This window comes from Mammaliicoccus sp. RAM2, from assembly GCF_045897195.1.
GTDB lineage: Bacteria > Bacillota > Bacilli > Staphylococcales > Staphylococcaceae > Mammaliicoccus > Mammaliicoccus sciuri.
The window spans coordinates 430,202-446,970 of sequence record NZ_JBJNWI010000001.1 but is presented as its reverse complement, the minus strand read 5'-3'; the positions used below and the strand labels follow the sequence as shown (position 1 = coordinate 446,970).

Below are 16,769 nucleotides of genomic sequence, written 5' to 3'. Positions count from 1 at the left end.
ACTTATTCAGTGATTGTTTTTAACAAAAAAATTTTTATGAAAGTAATTTTCAAATGTTGATATAGCAACGCTTAGTCGAAATAGAGAGAAAGTCAACCCTATTTTTTTAAAAATAATAAGGTATTATAAGTGTTATGAATCATTTAAAGTGTTATAATGAATCACATAATATAGTATGTGCTTATAAAACATAACACTATATCTTGTGTTTTGTGCATTTGAAATAAAAATGAATAAAGTGTTCATTTTTTTGTATTTCATTTATACAGTTGCATAGGCATTTACATGTGGTAGGTGAAAGTTTATGAAGATAATTTATTACTCTTTAACTGGTAATGTACGACGGTTCATACAGAGAGCAGGATTGTCTGACACAATGGCTCTCACTGAGGCAAACAAGACAAATGAAATAAATGAACCATTTATAATGGTTACAGGTACAATTGGATTTGGCCAAGTACCTGATACTGTACAAGATTTTTTGAAAGTGAATCATCATAATCTTAAAGCAGTAGCAGGTAGTGGAAATAGAAATTGGGGACAGAATTTCGCGAAAGCTAGTGAAGAAATCGCGAATCAATATCATGTCCCTTTATTGATGAAATTTGAGTTACACGGTAACCAAGCAATAGCAGATGAATTTAAAGAAAAGGTGGTTAATCTCTATGAAAATGATAAACAAACAAAAGAAAAATCATATTGAATTAAACAATAAGGTAACAAAGAGAAGAGAAGACGGCTTTTTCGATATTGAAAAAGATCAAGAAGCATTAGAAGTATACTTAGAAGAAATTGCAGAAAAAACAATTCAATTCAATGATCCTATTGAACGTTTACACTTTTTAGTTGAACAAGACTTTTATTATGACTTATTTAAAGAATACAGTGAGTCATCATTAAAAGAGATTAACCAGTTTGCAGATTCAATTCCTTTTCAATTTGCAAGTTACATGTCAGCTAGTAAGTTCTTCAAAGATTATGCTTTGAAGACTAATGACAAATCAGAATACCTTGAAACATATAAAGAACACGTTATTATTGTTTCTCTATATTTAGCTAAAGGTAATGTAGAACAAGCTAAACAATTTGTTGCAGGTATGATTGAACAACGTATCCAACCTGCAACACCAACATTCTTAAATGCTGGTAGAGCTAGACGTGGTGAGTTAGTAAGTTGTTTCCTATTAGAAGTTGATGATAGCTTAAATTCAATTAACTTTATAGATTCAACAGCTAAACAATTGAGTAAAATCGGTGGCGGTGTCGCAATCAACTTATCTAAATTGCGTGCACGTGGTGAAGCTATTAAAGGCATTAAAGGTGTCGCTAAGGGTGTATTACCAGTTGCTAAATCACTTGAAGGTGGCTTTAGTTATGCTGATCAACTTGGTCAAAGACCAGGTGCCGGTGCAGTATACTTAAACATCTTCCATTATGATGTATTAGAATTTTTAGATACTAAAAAAGTGAACGCAGATGAAGATATTAGATTATCTACTATTTCTACTGGTTTAATCGTGCCATCTAAATTCTTTGATTTAGCTAAAGAAGGTAAAGATTTCTATATGTTCGCTCCACATACTGTTGAACGCGAATATGGTGTGACACTTGATGATATTAATCTTGATGAATATTATGACGAACTTGTAGCAAATCCTAATATCATTAAAAAAGCTAAAGATGCACGTGATATGTTAAATACAATTGCTCAAACGCAATTGCAATCAGGTTATCCTTATTTGATGTTTAAAGATAATGCGAATAAAGTGCATCCTAACTCTAATATCGGACAAATTAAAATGAGTAACTTATGTACAGAAATATTCCAATTACAAGAAACGTCAATTATTAACGATTATGGAACTGAAGATGAAATCAAACGTGATATTTCTTGTAACTTAGGTTCATTAAATATTGTAAACGTCATGGAATCTAAGAAATTCCGTGATTCTGTACATATTGGTATGGATGCTTTAACAGTTGTATCTGATGATACAGACATTAAAAATGCACCAGGTGTAAGAAAAGCAAATAATGAATTACATTCTGTAGGTTTAGGTGTTATGAACTTACATGGTTTCTTAGCTAAAAATAAAATTGGTTATGAATCAGAGCAAGCTAAAGACTTCGCAAATGTCTTCTTTATGATGATGAATTACTATTCTATTGAACGTTCAATGGAAATTGCGAAAGAAAGACACGAAACATATGTAGATTTCGACAAATCTGATTACGCTTCAGGTAAATACTTTGAAAAATATATACAACAAGATATTAAACCTGAATATGATAATGTTGCAGCATTATTTGAAGGTTTCGATATTCCAACTGCTGAAGATTGGAAAGCATTAGCAGAAGCTGTTAAAGAAAATGGTTTATACCATGCATATAGGCTTGCTATTGCACCAACTCAAAGTATTTCATATGTACAAAATGCTACAAGTTCTGTTATGCCTATTGTCGATCAAATTGAAAGAAGAACATATGGTAATGCAGAAACATTTTACCCAATGCCATTCTTATCGCCTGAAACAATGTGGTATTACAAATCAGCATTTAATACAGATCAAATGAAATTAATTGATTTAATTGCAACGATTCAAGAGCATGTGGACCAAGGTATTTCTACAATTTTATATGTAAATTCAGAGATTTCAACACGTGAACTTTCAAGATTATACGTATATGCTCACCATAAAGGCTTAAAATCACTTTACTATACACGAAATAAATTATTAAGCGTTGAAGAATGTACAAGTTGCGCAATCTAATCAATTTAATTAAGATAGGAGATCTAACATGAAGGCAGTAAATTGGAATACACAAGAAGATATGACGAATATGTTTTGGCGTCAAAACATCTCACAAATGTGGGTTGAGTCAGAATTTAAAGTATCTAAAGATATAGCAAGTTGGGAAACATTAACAGAACCTGAAAGAAATGCTTTTAAAAAGGCGTTAGCTGGTCTTACTGGATTAGATACACATCAAGCTGATGATGGCATGCCTTTAATCATGATGCATACGAAAGACTTACGTAAAAAAGCAGTGTATTCATTTATGGGTATGATGGAACAAATACATGCGAAAAGTTATTCACATATATTCACGACACTATTACCGTCTAGTGAAACAAATGAATTATTAGATAAGTGGGTTGTTGAAGAACCACACTTGAAATATAAATCAGAAATGATTGTAGGTAATTATCATAAATTATGGGGTAAAGAAGCTTCCATTTATGATCAATACATGGCAAGAGTATCAAGTGTGTTCTTAGAAACATTCTTATTCTACTCTGGTTTCTACTATCCATTATATTTAGCTGGACAAGGCCGTATGACAACTTCAGGAGAAATCATCCGTAAAATTTTACTAGATGAATCTATCCATGGTGTGTTTACAGGACTAGATGCCCAAAGTTTAAAAAATGAATTATCACAAGATGAACAAATTAAAGCGGATAGAGAAATGTATCGTATGCTTGATTTACTATACAAAAATGAATACGAATATACAAAAACATTATATGATGAAATAGGATTAACAAATGATGTTATGAACTACGTAACATATAATGCAAATAAAGCATTAGCTAATTTAGGATTTGAACCATATTATGAAGAAAAAGCGTTCAACCCTATCATTGAAAATGCATTAAATACAAGTACTAAAAACCATGACTTCTTCAGTGTTAAAGGTGACGGTTATGTACTAGCATTAAATGTAGAAGCACTTAAAGATGAAGACTTCATCTTTGATGAAAAGTAAAATATTAAAAGAGTCTAGGACATACATTTTGTTCTAGGCTCTTTTTATTGTGTAATTAAAAAGTTAACATATTTTTCAATATTTATGGTAATTTATGTGATATTTATTGTTTATAATGAAGTTAATATATTGAAAGGTGGGTTATATTCATGAAAAGAATATTACTAGGGGTATTAACAGTATTAGTTATTTCTGTTCTAGCTGCATGTGGAAATGACAAAAAAGAGGATGAGCATCAACATTCAGAGCATAAGTCTTCTGATAAACCTCAAGCTTTAGAAGTGGCTTTAGATGTACCTAAAGAAGCTAAAAGAGGTGAAGAAGTAGAACTTTCTGCAAAAGTGACACTTGGTGATGAAAAAGTGAAAGATGCAGATGAGGTGATGTTTGAAATCGTTAAAGATGGGGACAAAAAATCTTCAGAAATGAAAAAAGTTAAAGAAAACAAAGATGGGGTATATACTTTAAAATATAAATTTAAAGATGCGGGTCAATATAATATAACAAGTCACGTTACTGCTAGAGATCAACATACAATGCCAAATAAAGATATTAATATAAAATAATTATAAAAGAGTGGTGGAATTTAATTCCATCACTCTTTTTTTAAATGGCATTGCATTTACCCATACTCTTCATTACAATAGAGATAATGATAATCGTTATCAACTAAAAAGAAGTAGGGTGTGAAATGGGAAAGTTTTTAATGCGTTTAGATGTTTTGATTATTTTATTAGTAATTGCAACGTTCTTCTCTATATTTATAGGTGTTTCAGAAGTAAAACCATTACATATATTAAATTTAACAGACGAACAGAAGAACATTTTAGTATCAAGTAGAATTCCGAGAACAGTCAGTATTATTATCTCAGGTAGCTCGTTAGCTATTTGTGGACTGATTATGCAACAGCTTACAAGAAATAAATTCGTTTCTCCAACAACTGCAGGGACAATGGATTGGGCCAGATTAGGTATATTAATTTCTCTTATCGCTTTTCCAGAAGCCAACATACTACTTAAATTATTATTTGCTACATTATTAAGTTTATTTGGAACAATGCTATTCATGCAAATTCTCCGTAGAATTCAATTTAAAGATGTTATTTTTATACCATTAGTTGGTATTATGCTCGGAAACATAGTGTCAAGTTTTTCTTCTTTTGTTGCATTACGTACAAATGCTGTACAAAGTATTGGTAATTTTATGCAAGGTAATTTCTCAATTATTACAAGCGGTAGATATGAAATTCTTTATATTAGTATTCCGTTATTGATTTTAGCATTTATATTTGCGAATCAATTTACGATTGCTGGTATGGGTAAAGATTTTAGTGTGAATTTAGGACTTAATTATCAAAAAGTCGTCAATATCGGACTGATCATTGCCTCAATCATTACGGCACTTGTTGTTGTAACAGTTGGTATGATGCCATTCTTAGGTTTAATTATTCCTAACTTAGTTTCAATATTCAGAGGAGATCATTTAAAAAATGCATTGCCACATACAGCTGTATTTGGTGCATTGTTTGTCATGATTTGTGATGTAATAGGTCGATTAATTATATTCCCTTATGAAATTACAATTGGTTTAACAATTGGTGTGATTGGTAGTTTCATATTTATAGTATTGCTGATGAAAGGACGTTCGAGAAATGCTCAATAAATTAACCCCTATACATAAATTAATCCTTTTATCTGTGTTAACGCTATTAATTGCAGCACTTTATTTACTTTATAACATTAATCCTAATATATTGGCGTATCAATTAACCGGACGTGTTAGAAAAGTTATTGCAATGCTATTAGTAGGTGGCAGTATTGCAGTTTCTACAGTTATTTTCCAAACAATCACGAATAATAGAATTTTAACACCATCCATCATTGGTTTAGATGCAGTCTATATGTTTATTAAAACGTCTTTAATATTTTTATTTGGTTCAACATCGACTGTCGTACTCAATAATCATCTTAACTTTTTGATTACATTGGTTGGTATGATTCTATTTAGTTTATTCTTATTCCAAATATTGTTTAGGTCTAAAGATCAAAATGTCTTCTTCATATTATTACTAGGTATTGTTTTTGGAACATTCTTCTCAAGTTTATCTAGTTTTATTGAAATGATGATAGATCCTGAAGAATTCTTATCTATACAAAGTGCAATGTTCGCAAGCTTTGGTGCAATAAATGAGGGTTTACTTACAATATCAGGCATTGTTTTATTAATTATGATATTCATTGCTTTTAAGATAAAGAACTACTTAGATGTATTGTCTTTAGGAAGAGACCAAGCTATTAACCTTGGTGTTAATTATACAAATGTGACGAGATGGTTAATGGTTATGGTTGCACTACTTGTCACAATTTCAACAGCACTTGTTGGACCCATTACATTTTTAGGTCTACTTGTCGTGAATTTAGCACATGAATTCATCAAAGAATTCGAACATAAATACATATTACCGGCTTCAATACTCATCAGTTGGATCAGCTTATTTTTAGGTCAATGGGTCGTGGAGCACTTGTTTGAAGGTAATACAGAAATTAGCATCATGATTAACTTTATAGGTGGCATTTACTTTATATTCTTAATTTTAAAGGAGCGTAATGTAGCATGATTAAAGTCGAAGGATTAACAAAAGCTTATCATCATCATAAAGTTGTTGATGAAGTAGATATAGAAATTGAAAAAGGGAAAATCACATCATTCATTGGTCCAAACGGGGCAGGTAAAAGTACGGTCTTAGCGATGGTCAGCCGCTTAATTGATAAAGATAACGGTAAAATCACGATAGACGATCAAGATATCGCTTCAATGAAAAGCAATGAACTTGCTAAGAAACTAGCAATTTTAAAACAAACTAATCATACAGAACTTAAAATTTCAGTAAGACAACTCGTGAGTTTCGGAAGATTTCCATATTCAAAAGGTAAATTAAAAAAAGAAGATCAAGATATGATTGATAAAGCGCTAGATTATTTAGGACTCACTGAAATTCAAGATAAATATTTAAGTGAGCTATCAGGTGGTCAAAGACAAAGAGCTTATATCGCGATGACGATAGCTCAAGATACAGAATACATTCTATTAGATGAACCATTGAACAATCTAGATATGAAACATTCTGTACAGATTATGAAAATCTTAAGAAGACTTGTGAAAGAAATGAACAAGACAATCGTAATCGTTATACATGATATTAATTTTGCTTCATGCTATTCAGATAGAATTATCGCGATCAAAGAAGGTAAAGTTGAAATCGCCGGTATTAAAAACGATGTTATTTGTGAGGATGTATTACGTGACATTTATGACTTAGAAATTAAAATTCAAGAAATTAATGGTCAACGTATTTGTGTCTATTTTGATGATGAATACATCGAAGAAGAAGAAATTAAAACATTAGCTATATAGCAAAATTGATATCACATTGAAAGGAGTGATGTTTGTAGTTTGTTGGGCAATAGGGTTTTGGACGCATAATTTATCATAATATTTGAAGGAGAGACATCGATAATGAAAAAAGTTTTCAGTTTTATTTTAATTGCAGTATTATCAGTTGTACTTGTAGCATGTGGAAGTAATTCAAGTAGTAAAGAAAAATCATCAAAAGGTGATACTAAGAGTGAGTCTAAAACAGTAGAAATCCAATCGAAATATCAAATTCGTGGTGAAAAGAAAGATGGCAGTGATTCAAAAACTGTAGAAGATAAAGTTAAAGTACCTGTTAACCCTAAAAAAGTTGTTGTATTAGACTACGGTGCTTTAGATACAATTGAAGCTTTAGGTGCTAAAGATGCAGTTAAAGGTGTACCAAAAGGTGAAGGTGGCGCATCATTACCAAAATTCTTAGATGCATTTAAAGGCGACGACATTGTAAACACTGGTTCAGTTAAAGAAGTAAACTATGATAAAGTAGCAGAAGTTCAACCAGACTTAATCTTATTCTCTGGTCGTACAGCTGGAACTGAAGTACAAGATGAATTGAAAAAAGCAGCACCAGATGCAGCACGTTTATATGTTGGTGCAGATGATAACAATTACTTAGAATCAGTAGAAGAAAACACAACTAACTTAGGTAAAATCTTCGACAAAGAAAGCAAAGCAAAAGAATTAAATGCTGATTTAGATAAAAAAGTGAAATCTGCTAAAGATAAAGCTAAAAAATCAGACGACAAAGCAATGTACTTATTAGTTAACGAAGGTGAATTATCTACATACGGTCCAGGTGCTAGATTTGGTAGCTTAATCTTTGATGTATTAGGTGTTACACCAGTAGATAAAGATATTAAAGCAAGCGGTCACGGACAACCAGTAAGTTATGAATATATCACTGAGAAAAACCCTGGAATCATCTATGCTATGGACAGAGGTCAAGCAATCGGTGGTAAATCAACTGCTAAGAAAGCATTATCAAATGACGTAATTAAAGATGTAGATGCAGTTAAGAACGACAAAGTTGTTAATGTAGATGCACAATTATGGTACTTAGCTTCAGGTGGCGTAAGAACAACTGAAAAACAAGTAGACGAAGTTATTAAAGGTTTAGAATAATAACATAAGAAAAGCATGGGACGTGGTGTCCCATGCTTTTTCTCTTATTCTAAAGGTTCTCCAATGATTCTAACTTCTCTTTTGAGTTCCACATCAAATTTCTCTTTAACGACTTTTTGAACGTGTTTAATGATGTTCTCATAGTCTGTAGCTGTTCCGTTATCAACATTAACGATAAATCCAGCATGTTTAGTAGAAACTTCTACACCACCTATTCTATGCCCTTGTAATTCAGCGTCTTGAATAAGTTTACCTGCGAAGTGATTTGGTGGTCTTTGGAACACGCTTCCGCATGAAGGGTATTCTAAAGGTTGTTTATCTTCACGACGTTGTGTAAGATCATCCATTGTTGCTTGAATAGATGTAATATCTCCATCTTGTAATTTAAAAGTTGCTTCTAGTACGACTAGGTGTTTACGTTGAACGATACTTGTACGATAGTCCAATTCTAAGTCTTCACCTTTAATGATATGTAACTGACCAGTATCATCTACTGCTTTAATATGGTCGATACAATCTTTGATTTCACCGCCATATGCACCAGCGTTCATATATACTGCGCCACCGACAGATCCAGGTATACCACAGGCAAATTCTAAACCAGTTAAATGGTGATCTCTAGCACGTCTTGAAACATCAATAATTGCTGCACCGCTTCCACATGTAATGGATTGATTTTTCACCGTTATTTGATTGAATTGTAATAAGCTTATAACAATTCCTCTTATACCACCATCACGGATGATAATATTAGAACCATTCCCCAAAAATGTAAGTGGAATTTGATTGTTATAAGCAAATTCTATTATCTTTTGTACTTCTGTATATGAAGTAGGTGATAAGTAGAAATCTGCATTGCCACCAGTTTTTGTGAAAGTGTATTTTTTAAGTGGCTCATTTACTTTTATAAGGGATTTTGGGAGAAAGTTAGAAAGCTCCTCCAAAATTGTATGATTCTCCAACGCACGACGTCCTTTCTGTATTATGCTCTCACATTATTATATCAAGATTTATCATCTTAAGCGAATGGGTTATTTTTTATGTTTTTGAACAAGTTGTTGAAACCATTTTTGTTTTTGAGCTTCGTAATCTTTTATACTATTTGCTTCAAGTAAAGCAGCTTTCTTAAAGGATTCAAATGTTTGTATGACATCTGTATCATTTGTTAAAAGTGACTCTACAGTTAAATAATCATATAACATTTGATTGTTTTGTTCAACAATATGTAAACGTGCTATTTGCTTTAAGCTTATAATGTCTTGGAATTGAGCCATCATGACTTTTTTATTGTAACCATTATGTAATCGATATATGCGGTGATAATTGAGTCTTTTTTCATCGAGGCTTGTAATATCGTGAAGTGATTTTACCGTAACAAGTACATCTACGATAGGTTCTGTAACATATTGTGTTTGTTTCGTACCACCGATATGGAATACATCTATCACTGGCGTATCAAGCAAATGTATTAATAATTGTTGAATACTTTCAAAATTTAGTTTAAAATCATCTGATGATTGTAATTGAATAAAGGGTTGTGGAAGTTTAAGCATAATAGCTCCTTTCTAAAATCCATGCATGAATATACTATATAACATTTTCATTATCCATGAAATTATGTATAATACAAGTGAAACAGGGGTGCAATGATGAAAATTAAATTATTTTATTTAATGATATTTGTTCTTGTTTTAATTATTGCAGCTTGTGGTAACGAATTACATTCAGATCTTCAAAAGTATAAAAGGGAAATGAAACCTATTTATAAAAAAGAGAATTCAATTCTTAAAGATATAGATAAATTAAGATTAAATCAGTTAGATCAACTTATTGGTACGGAAGTAACAGTTGAAAAACGTAAAGAATTGAATGAACTTCAAGATAAAATCGACAAGCAAATTATACCTGAAGTTAAAGATCTTAGTAAGCAAGCTCATAATATAAATGTAAGCACAAATGAGGTTCAAGATGCTCATGATATTTACATGAGTAATATAGAAAAGAAAGAAAAAACATTAGAAGAATTAAATGAGTACATTTCATTATTTAAACAATCCATCCAATCTAATGAGAAAATATTAGACTATACAGATGTATTTGAACAGAACAAATCTGATGCAGAGAAAAATGCTAAATTAGCTAAAAATAATCCTGATGATAAAGAAGATTATGATGCACTTGTTTCTGTTATTGATAAGAATAGTGAAGAATTAAGTACGAAAGCTAAATATTTAAATGATACTCAAAACGTGCAAGATAGAGCGGACTATATTGAGAAAGATATTATCCCATTATTTTCTAAAAATATTAAATCACTGAATCAAACGAATATTTCATCTAAACGTGTTAATCAGATGAGACAAGCTCAAATAGAAGTGTATTATACTTTAATTAATTACTATAAAGAACGTAAAAAAGGTATTCTTATAGAAGATAAACTTCAAAAAGTCCAAGTACAAAATGGCGTAAGTTCTCAATTTAGTTACTTAGGTAAAGATGAAAAGTACAACAAAGCGATAGATAGATTAGATAAGTAAAACACACCAAATACATTGTTTTATGTAATCGGTGTGTTTTATTTTATTGCTTATCAATTGTATCTTTAGGGTTGTCTTTGTTGCGCTTTGATAAATATATATTTTTACCTATAAGTGAAATAAACCATATAGAAAATGCTATTACAAGAATATACGATAATGCAGGTTGGTTTTTAAAATCAAATAAAAATAAGACAGAAATAATAAGTAAACATGCATTGATCGTATCAATCATACCCCATCTTTTAATAAGTACGGGTGAAGTATTTTTGGACAAATTTCGCACCTCCTTAATATATATTAACAAGTATACCAAAATTGTCTTGTGGTTAATATTATAGATTGCGGGTAAAGATAATAAAGATAATTATTAAAAATAGAATTTGCCATATAAATGGATAAATGATATAGTGTTCAATTGTATTGGTTAAATTATGATAGAGGTGAATTAAAATGGTCGTGAAATTAACTTCCATCGATCAATTTGAAAAAGTACTCAATGATAATCCAAACGTATTTGTTATGAAACATAGCAGTACTTGTCCTATTTCAGCAAGTGCATATGATCAATTTAACAAATTCTTATATGAAAGAGATATGGATGGTTATTACTTAATTGTTCAAGAAGAAAGAGAATTGTCTGATTATATAGCCGATAAAACTGGAATCAAACATGAATCACCACAAGCATTTTACTTTGTTAATGGTAATGCTGAATGGGATGCAGATCATGAAAATATCACAGTCGCAAGTTTATCGAAAGCAGAAGAGTAAGTGAAACATATGCAAACAGTCTGATTGGACTGTTTGTTTTTTTGTTAATTAAAGTAAAAAACAGTATAATGAATTAAGATAAAAAGCATGAGGTGAAAATTATGAGAGTATTAGTTGCGATGGATGAGTTTGATAGTATTTTATCTAGTTACCATGCAAATCGATTTGTCGAAGAAGCAATAAAGTCTCAATTTAATGAAGCAGACATAGTACAAGTCCCATTATTTAATGGTCAAAGGGAAGTTATAGATTCAGTATTATTATGGCAATCTGGCACTAAATATTCAATGGATCATCATGACGCATATATGAGACCAAAGTCGTCTTCATATGTTGTAACAGAGAAAGATATCATTGTCATTGAAGCGGGTAATGTTTTAACTTCAAGTGAGGATATTATTAAACCACTTGAAACGTCTTCATTTGGACTAGGAGAAGTGATTTTAGAAGCGCTGAATGAAGACAGTAATGAGATATTAATTTCAGTCGGTGATGTCGCAAGTTACGATGGTGGACTTGGTATGTTACAAGCATTAGGAGCTAAATTCTTTGATGCTGAAGGTAGTTTTATAGATGTTAGCCAAGGTGCAAAACAGATTAAATATATAAGAACAATTGATTTATATGATTTAGATAAAAGGTTAAAAGATAAAAATATCAAAGTGATAACAGACTTTGAATCAAAGTATTATGGTAAGAATAGTCGTATCATGAAAGAGCAAGCAAGCAATCAAATTGCTATTGAAGATGCTGTATCAATTGATAATGCTTTATGGTATATTAGTGAACTATTTAAGAGCCAACATAGAATCTTATTAGGTAAAGAAGAACGTGGTGGCTCAGGAAGTGGCTTAGCTGCCTTGTTTAATTGTCTATGGGACGCACAACTTGTTACAGGTGGAGATGTTGTAAATGAGCTTACTTATTTAGATAAGTTGATTGAACAAGCTGACTTAATCGTATTCGGTGAAGGTTTGAAACCTAATCAACAATTGCTAGAGACGACGTCTGTAAGAATTGCTGAACTTTGTAACAAATATCAAAAAGTCAATATTGCGATATGCGCAACAGATGAAAAGTTTGATCAATACTTGGAACAAGATGTAACAGCTATGTATAAAGTATTTAATAAAGATCAATATTCAATGAGTGATTTAGAATTAGGTATAGCTTTAAGACATTTAACAACACAATCGCTAAGATTATTAAAAGCTAATATATAAAAATAAGAGCCTGAGACACTGTATTTGTCTCAGGCTCTTATATGTTGTTTTAAGACTGTTGTTCAAATTCTGATACGATACCTACTATCGTATGTACAGCTTTTTCCATAACATCTATGGAAGCATACTCATACGGTCCGTGGAAGTTTGCGCCACCTGTAAATAAATTAGGTGTTGGTAATCCCATGAATGAGAGTTGTGAACCGTCTGTACCACCTCTAATAGGTTCAATAATAGGTGTCATACCTAATGATTCAATAACTTTTTCAGGTATGTTCACAAGTTCAGGTTGTGGCTTGATTTTTTCACCCATATTGTAATACTGATCTTTGATTGTTACAGTTATCAGTTCTTGATCATATTTATGATTTAATACTTTTGCGATATCTAATAAATGATTTTTTCTACGTTCGAACTGTGCTTTATCATGATCACGAATAATATATTGTAGCGTTGCTTTCTCAACAGTACCTGTCATGTCAGATAAATGATAGAAGCCCTCATAACCTTCAGTATGTTCAGGTACTTCATCACTAGGCAATTGATCATTAAATGCCATTGCTAAAGTATTAGCATTAACCATAACATCCTTCGCTGAACCTGGATGTACGTTTACGCCGTTAACTTCAACGACTGCAGAAGCCGCATTAAAGCTTTCGTATTGTAATTCGCCTTCTAAGCTACCATCTAAAGTATAAGCAAAATCAGCGTTAAATCGTTCAACATCGAAATGATGTGGTCCTCTACCAATTTCTTCATCTGGTGTAAAGCTGAATCTAATCTTGCCGTGTTTAATTTCAGGATGTTCTAATAAGTAAATAATCGCTTCCATAATCTCAACGACACCGGCTTTATCATCAGCACCTAGTAAAGTTGTACCGTCTGTTGTCATTAATGTATGACCAATTACTTTTTCAAGTTGTGGGAAAGTCTTCGTGCTTAATACTTTGTCTGTATTACCTAATGTAATATTTTCTCCGTTATATTGTTCTACAATAACAGGATTAACATTTGATGCATGGTAATCTGGAGACGTATCAATATGTGCCAATAACCCTATAGTAGGTACATCCTTATCTGTATTTGACGGTAAAGTGGCCATTAAATACCCTTTATCATCTACGTCAACTTCAAGATTTAATGCTTTAATTTCTTCTTCAAGCATATGGATTAAATCCCATTGCTTTTCAGTAGATGGCGTACTTTCACTTGCTGCATCAGCTTGTGTATCTACTTTTACATATCTTGTTAATCGATCAATTAGACGTTGTTTCAAATTGCTCGCTCCCTTTACATCTATTTACGTTATTTATTATACGCTTTTTTGTTTCTTAGAAGCAAAAGAATGCTTTGTTCTGACATAGATTTGGAAAATGATTTCAGAACATAAAATACCAAACGCGATTGCACCAGAAATGAGTGTCGCTTGTAGTGTTGTATTAATTGCAACATCATAATTGTTGATAACTAAGTTTTTAGTTGCATCATATGCTAAGCCTCCAGGAACGAGAGGGATAATACCGGCAACTATAAAGATAATCATTGGACGTTTGTAATAGCGACTCATAATATGACTCATTAACGCTAAGGCAAAGCTACCATAGAATGATGCTTGTACTTTATCGATGCCAAAGTCTAACGAAATGGTATAAATCATCCAGCCCATCGCACCAACAATACCACATGCTATTAATAGTCTCTTAGGTGCATTAAAAATGACAGAGAAAAACAACGTTGCGGTAAAACTTAACAAAATTTGATATATATAATCTAACATTTAAAGCACCTCCTTAACTAAGTAATAATACGATAGCAACACCAGCACCAATAGCAAATGCCGTAAGTGCCGCTTCTACACCTTTAGATATACCTGCAAGCAACTGTCCTGCCATTAAGTCTCTGATTGCATTTGTAATCAAGACACCTGGTACAAGAGGCATAACAGAAGCGATTGTAATTAAGCTTAAATTAACGCCTATAAAGAAATTTACACTAATCGTTGCGATTGTAGCAATAATTAATGAACTTATAAACTCTGTGAAGAATTTAATTCTAATCGTGTTATGGACAAGGGACATCGTTAAATATCCTACACCACCCGCAATGAATGAAGGGATGACTTCAGCTTGTTTACCACCAAACATAGGTAAAAAACAGGCTGATGCTATCGCTGCAGCTAATACTTTTAACCAAAATGGAAATTGTAATGAAGCATGATGTAAATGAATCAGCTCTGATTTAGCTTCATCTATCGTTAGTTCATTGTTAGCTATCTTACGTGATATTTGATTCGTTAAAGAAATCTTCTCTAAATCTGTTGTACGTTCATCTATTCTAATCAGACGTGTATTTGTTCTGTCATTAAGCGAGAATATAATCGCAGTAGATGTTACAAAGCTATGTGTATTTTCTAAGCCATAACTTGTAGCGATTCTTGCCATTGTATCTTCAACTCGATATGTTTCAGCGCCACTTTCTAAAAGTATGCGACCGGCAGTCATGACAACATCAATGATTTTATTTTCATCTATAATCGTGAAGTCTTGTATCTCTTCCATAGTAACCTCCAGTTTCGTATTGAATTTTATGTAAATAATCAAATTAAAAACGATTCAACAAAAAACATAGAATTGCTAGAGGCAATTCTATGTTCAGTTTATAACTTAATAATTGGATTGAACATTACTTTGTTTTGACCTTGTAATTTGGCTTCATGTAACATATCATCCGCATCTTTAAATACGCGGCGTTTAGATTTGTTATCTTGTTCACTTAAATAGCCTACACCAATTGAAACAGATAGCTTAATTGTTTCTTTGTTAGGTAAATGGAAAGTAGATTGTTGAACGCTATCTCTAATACTTTCAGCTAATTTAATAGCACTATCTAATGTTTCGCCAACAAGAATAATAGAAAATTCTTCTCCGCCGTTACGAAAAGCTTTAACATCTTTAGGTAAATAGTTGATTAACAATTGCGACATTTGTTTTAAGACCGCGTCTCCAGCCTTATGAGAATACGCATCGTTCACGTCTTTAAATCCATCAATATCAATCAATAATAATGCCATAGATTGGTCTTGTTCAGTTATTTGTTCAGTCGTCTTATTTAAATAACGATCGAATTCTTTAACATTTCCTAAACCTGTTAAGTAATCAACGGATTCTTCATTTTCATATCTTGAAATTAAATTTTTCAAGATCCAAATGTCTCTATAGACACTTGCACTAATAATACTTAGGATAAAGGAAACTGGCACAAGAAACAACCATTCGTTGAGCCATGAATCAGGATTTAAAAAGATAAGCGTTATCGCAATAATCATAATGCTGATTAAATACAATAATTGAATACTCACGAAATCACTTTGTTTAAGAAAAGGACCTATCATCCCAACAACAATTGCAATAATCAGTAAATGGATATCATCAAAAAATGGTGTACCCATTACAAAAATGTCAAATAGTACAATAACTACGGCACTTAAAACAGAATAAAATAAATTAGTAAATCTTCCTAAGAAGAGAATAGGTATAAAACTTAAAGAGAATGCATAGTCATGATACTGTATAGGATTAGATATTAATAATATTGAAACACCTGTCATTAAGATGGTGATATAATTTTGTGAAAAAGTCACAGTTCTCGTTTCGCTATATTGTATTCGATGGTATAGATAAAATGCTGCAATAGTTACAGATATATTGAATATAATTGCTTGAATCATTTAATTTAACACCATCCTTCATTTAGTAAGCCATATGATATTGTAATCTATTAGATTGCTTTTGTCACGGTATAACAGGTTATTTTGATAAAAAAGTTTCTTTTTTCACATGTTTGCTTATAGAGCTAGTTTAAACGCAAAAATCTTTGATTTCAAAAATGTGGTATACTATTATTTTTATG

The 16,769-nt window shown here is 31.6% G+C and carries 18 protein-coding genes; 11 read left to right on the top strand and 7 right to left on the bottom strand.

Annotated features, from left to right (window positions below):
• Positions 1-304: 304 nt before the first annotated feature.
• From nrdI to ACJTHF_RS02245, 8 genes are all read left to right on the top strand, one after another.
• The gene (nrdI, locus tag ACJTHF_RS02280; RefSeq protein WP_025905413.1) at positions 305-703 is read left to right on the top strand and encodes a class Ib ribonucleoside-diphosphate reductase assembly flavoprotein NrdI; all 399 of its coding nucleotides are present in this window, start codon (positions 305-307) and stop codon (positions 701-703) included.
• Positions 666-2,771, top strand: coding sequence for a class 1b ribonucleoside-diphosphate reductase subunit alpha (gene nrdE, locus ACJTHF_RS02275; protein WP_048539938.1), 2,106 nt, complete (start codon positions 666-668; stop codon positions 2,769-2,771). The genes nrdI and nrdE overlap by 38 nt, the downstream gene beginning before the upstream one ends.
• 28 nt (positions 2,772-2,799) lie before the next feature.
• On the top strand, positions 2,800-3,771 hold the full coding sequence (nrdF, locus tag ACJTHF_RS02270) for a class 1b ribonucleoside-diphosphate reductase subunit beta (protein ID WP_048539937.1): 972 nt from the start codon (positions 2,800-2,802) through the stop codon (positions 3,769-3,771).
• 149 nt (positions 3,772-3,920) lie between these two features.
• Positions 3,921-4,337: a FixH family protein gene (locus ACJTHF_RS02265; RefSeq protein WP_048539936.1), complete on the top strand. Its 417-nt coding sequence runs from the start codon at positions 3,921-3,923 to the stop codon at positions 4,335-4,337.
• Between the two features lie 125 nt (positions 4,338-4,462).
• Positions 4,463-5,434, top strand: coding sequence for an ABC transporter permease (locus tag ACJTHF_RS02260; protein ID WP_025905417.1), 972 nt, complete (start codon positions 4,463-4,465; stop codon positions 5,432-5,434).
• Positions 5,424-6,389, top strand: coding sequence for an iron chelate uptake ABC transporter family permease subunit (locus ACJTHF_RS02255; protein WP_048539935.1), 966 nt, complete (start codon positions 5,424-5,426; stop codon positions 6,387-6,389). Before ACJTHF_RS02260 ends, ACJTHF_RS02255 begins: the two co-directional genes overlap by 11 nt.
• On the top strand, positions 6,386-7,186 hold the full coding sequence (locus ACJTHF_RS02250) for an ABC transporter ATP-binding protein (protein ID WP_058591622.1): 801 nt from the start codon (positions 6,386-6,388) through the stop codon (positions 7,184-7,186). Before ACJTHF_RS02255 ends, ACJTHF_RS02250 begins: the two co-directional genes overlap by 4 nt.
• 102 nt (positions 7,187-7,288) lie before the next feature.
• Positions 7,289-8,326 carry a ferrated catecholamine ABC transporter substrate-binding lipoprotein SstD gene (locus ACJTHF_RS02245; protein WP_048539933.1) on the top strand — a complete coding sequence of 346 codons (1,038 nt, stop codon included), beginning with the start codon at positions 7,289-7,291 and terminating at the stop codon, positions 8,324-8,326.
• 44 nt (positions 8,327-8,370) lie between these two features.
• On the opposite strand, the gene murB is transcribed toward ACJTHF_RS02245, so the two are convergent.
• Positions 8,371-9,288: a UDP-N-acetylmuramate dehydrogenase gene (gene murB / locus ACJTHF_RS02240; protein ID WP_058591621.1), complete on the bottom strand. Its 918-nt coding sequence runs from the start codon at positions 9,286-9,288 to the stop codon at positions 8,371-8,373.
• A gap of 69 nt (positions 9,289-9,357) precedes the next feature.
• On the bottom strand, positions 9,358-9,879 hold the full coding sequence (locus tag ACJTHF_RS02235; RefSeq protein WP_407812516.1) for a GrpB family protein: 522 nt from the start codon (positions 9,877-9,879) through the stop codon (positions 9,358-9,360).
• A gap of 96 nt (positions 9,880-9,975) precedes the next feature.
• Here ACJTHF_RS02235 and ACJTHF_RS02230 point away from each other — a divergent pair, with 96 nt between their 5' ends.
• Entirely contained in the window at positions 9,976-10,863 is an 888-nt protein-coding gene (locus ACJTHF_RS02230; protein WP_078355513.1) for an EMYY motif lipoprotein, read from the top strand.
• Positions 10,864-10,906: 43 nt separating this feature from the next.
• Here the strand turns inward: ACJTHF_RS02230 and ACJTHF_RS02225 are convergent, their stop codons facing one another.
• Positions 10,907-11,149 carry a hypothetical protein gene (locus tag ACJTHF_RS02225; protein WP_227531834.1) on the bottom strand — a complete coding sequence of 81 codons (243 nt, stop codon included), beginning with the start codon at positions 11,147-11,149 and terminating at the stop codon, positions 10,907-10,909.
• A gap of 167 nt (positions 11,150-11,316) precedes the next feature.
• Here ACJTHF_RS02225 and ytxJ point away from each other — a divergent pair, with 167 nt between their 5' ends.
• Both ytxJ and ACJTHF_RS02215 read left to right on the top strand, forming a co-directional pair.
• Positions 11,317-11,637 (top strand): bacillithiol system redox-active protein YtxJ, encoded by a 321-nt coding sequence (ytxJ, locus tag ACJTHF_RS02220; protein WP_025905425.1) that lies wholly within the window; start codon positions 11,317-11,319, stop codon positions 11,635-11,637.
• A gap of 101 nt (positions 11,638-11,738) precedes the next feature.
• A complete protein-coding gene (locus ACJTHF_RS02215; protein WP_232156591.1) occupies positions 11,739-12,860 on the top strand; it encodes a glycerate kinase in 1,122 nt (373 codons plus the stop codon).
• A gap of 49 nt (positions 12,861-12,909) precedes the next feature.
• Here the strand turns inward: ACJTHF_RS02215 and pepT are convergent, their stop codons facing one another.
• The 4 genes from pepT to gdpS all read right to left on the bottom strand — a co-directional run bounded on the left by pepT (position 12,910) and on the right by gdpS (position 16,587).
• The gene (pepT, locus tag ACJTHF_RS02210; RefSeq protein ID WP_075577739.1) at positions 12,910-14,136 is read right to left on the bottom strand and encodes a peptidase T; all 1,227 of its coding nucleotides are present in this window, start codon (positions 14,134-14,136) and stop codon (positions 12,910-12,912) included.
• A 36-nt stretch (positions 14,137-14,172) separates the two neighbouring features.
• Positions 14,173-14,637: a threonine/serine exporter family protein gene (locus tag ACJTHF_RS02205; protein WP_048539926.1), complete on the bottom strand. Its 465-nt coding sequence runs from the start codon at positions 14,635-14,637 to the stop codon at positions 14,173-14,175.
• A 13-nt stretch (positions 14,638-14,650) separates the two neighbouring features.
• On the bottom strand, positions 14,651-15,418 hold the full coding sequence (locus ACJTHF_RS02200) for a threonine/serine exporter family protein (RefSeq protein ID WP_037588735.1): 768 nt from the start codon (positions 15,416-15,418) through the stop codon (positions 14,651-14,653).
• Between the two features lie 98 nt (positions 15,419-15,516).
• Complete coding sequence (gene gdpS, locus ACJTHF_RS02195; protein WP_106417547.1) at positions 15,517-16,587, bottom strand: GGDEF domain-containing protein GdpS; 1,071 nt, start codon at positions 16,585-16,587, stop codon at positions 15,517-15,519.
• Positions 16,588-16,769 lie beyond the last annotated feature (182 nt).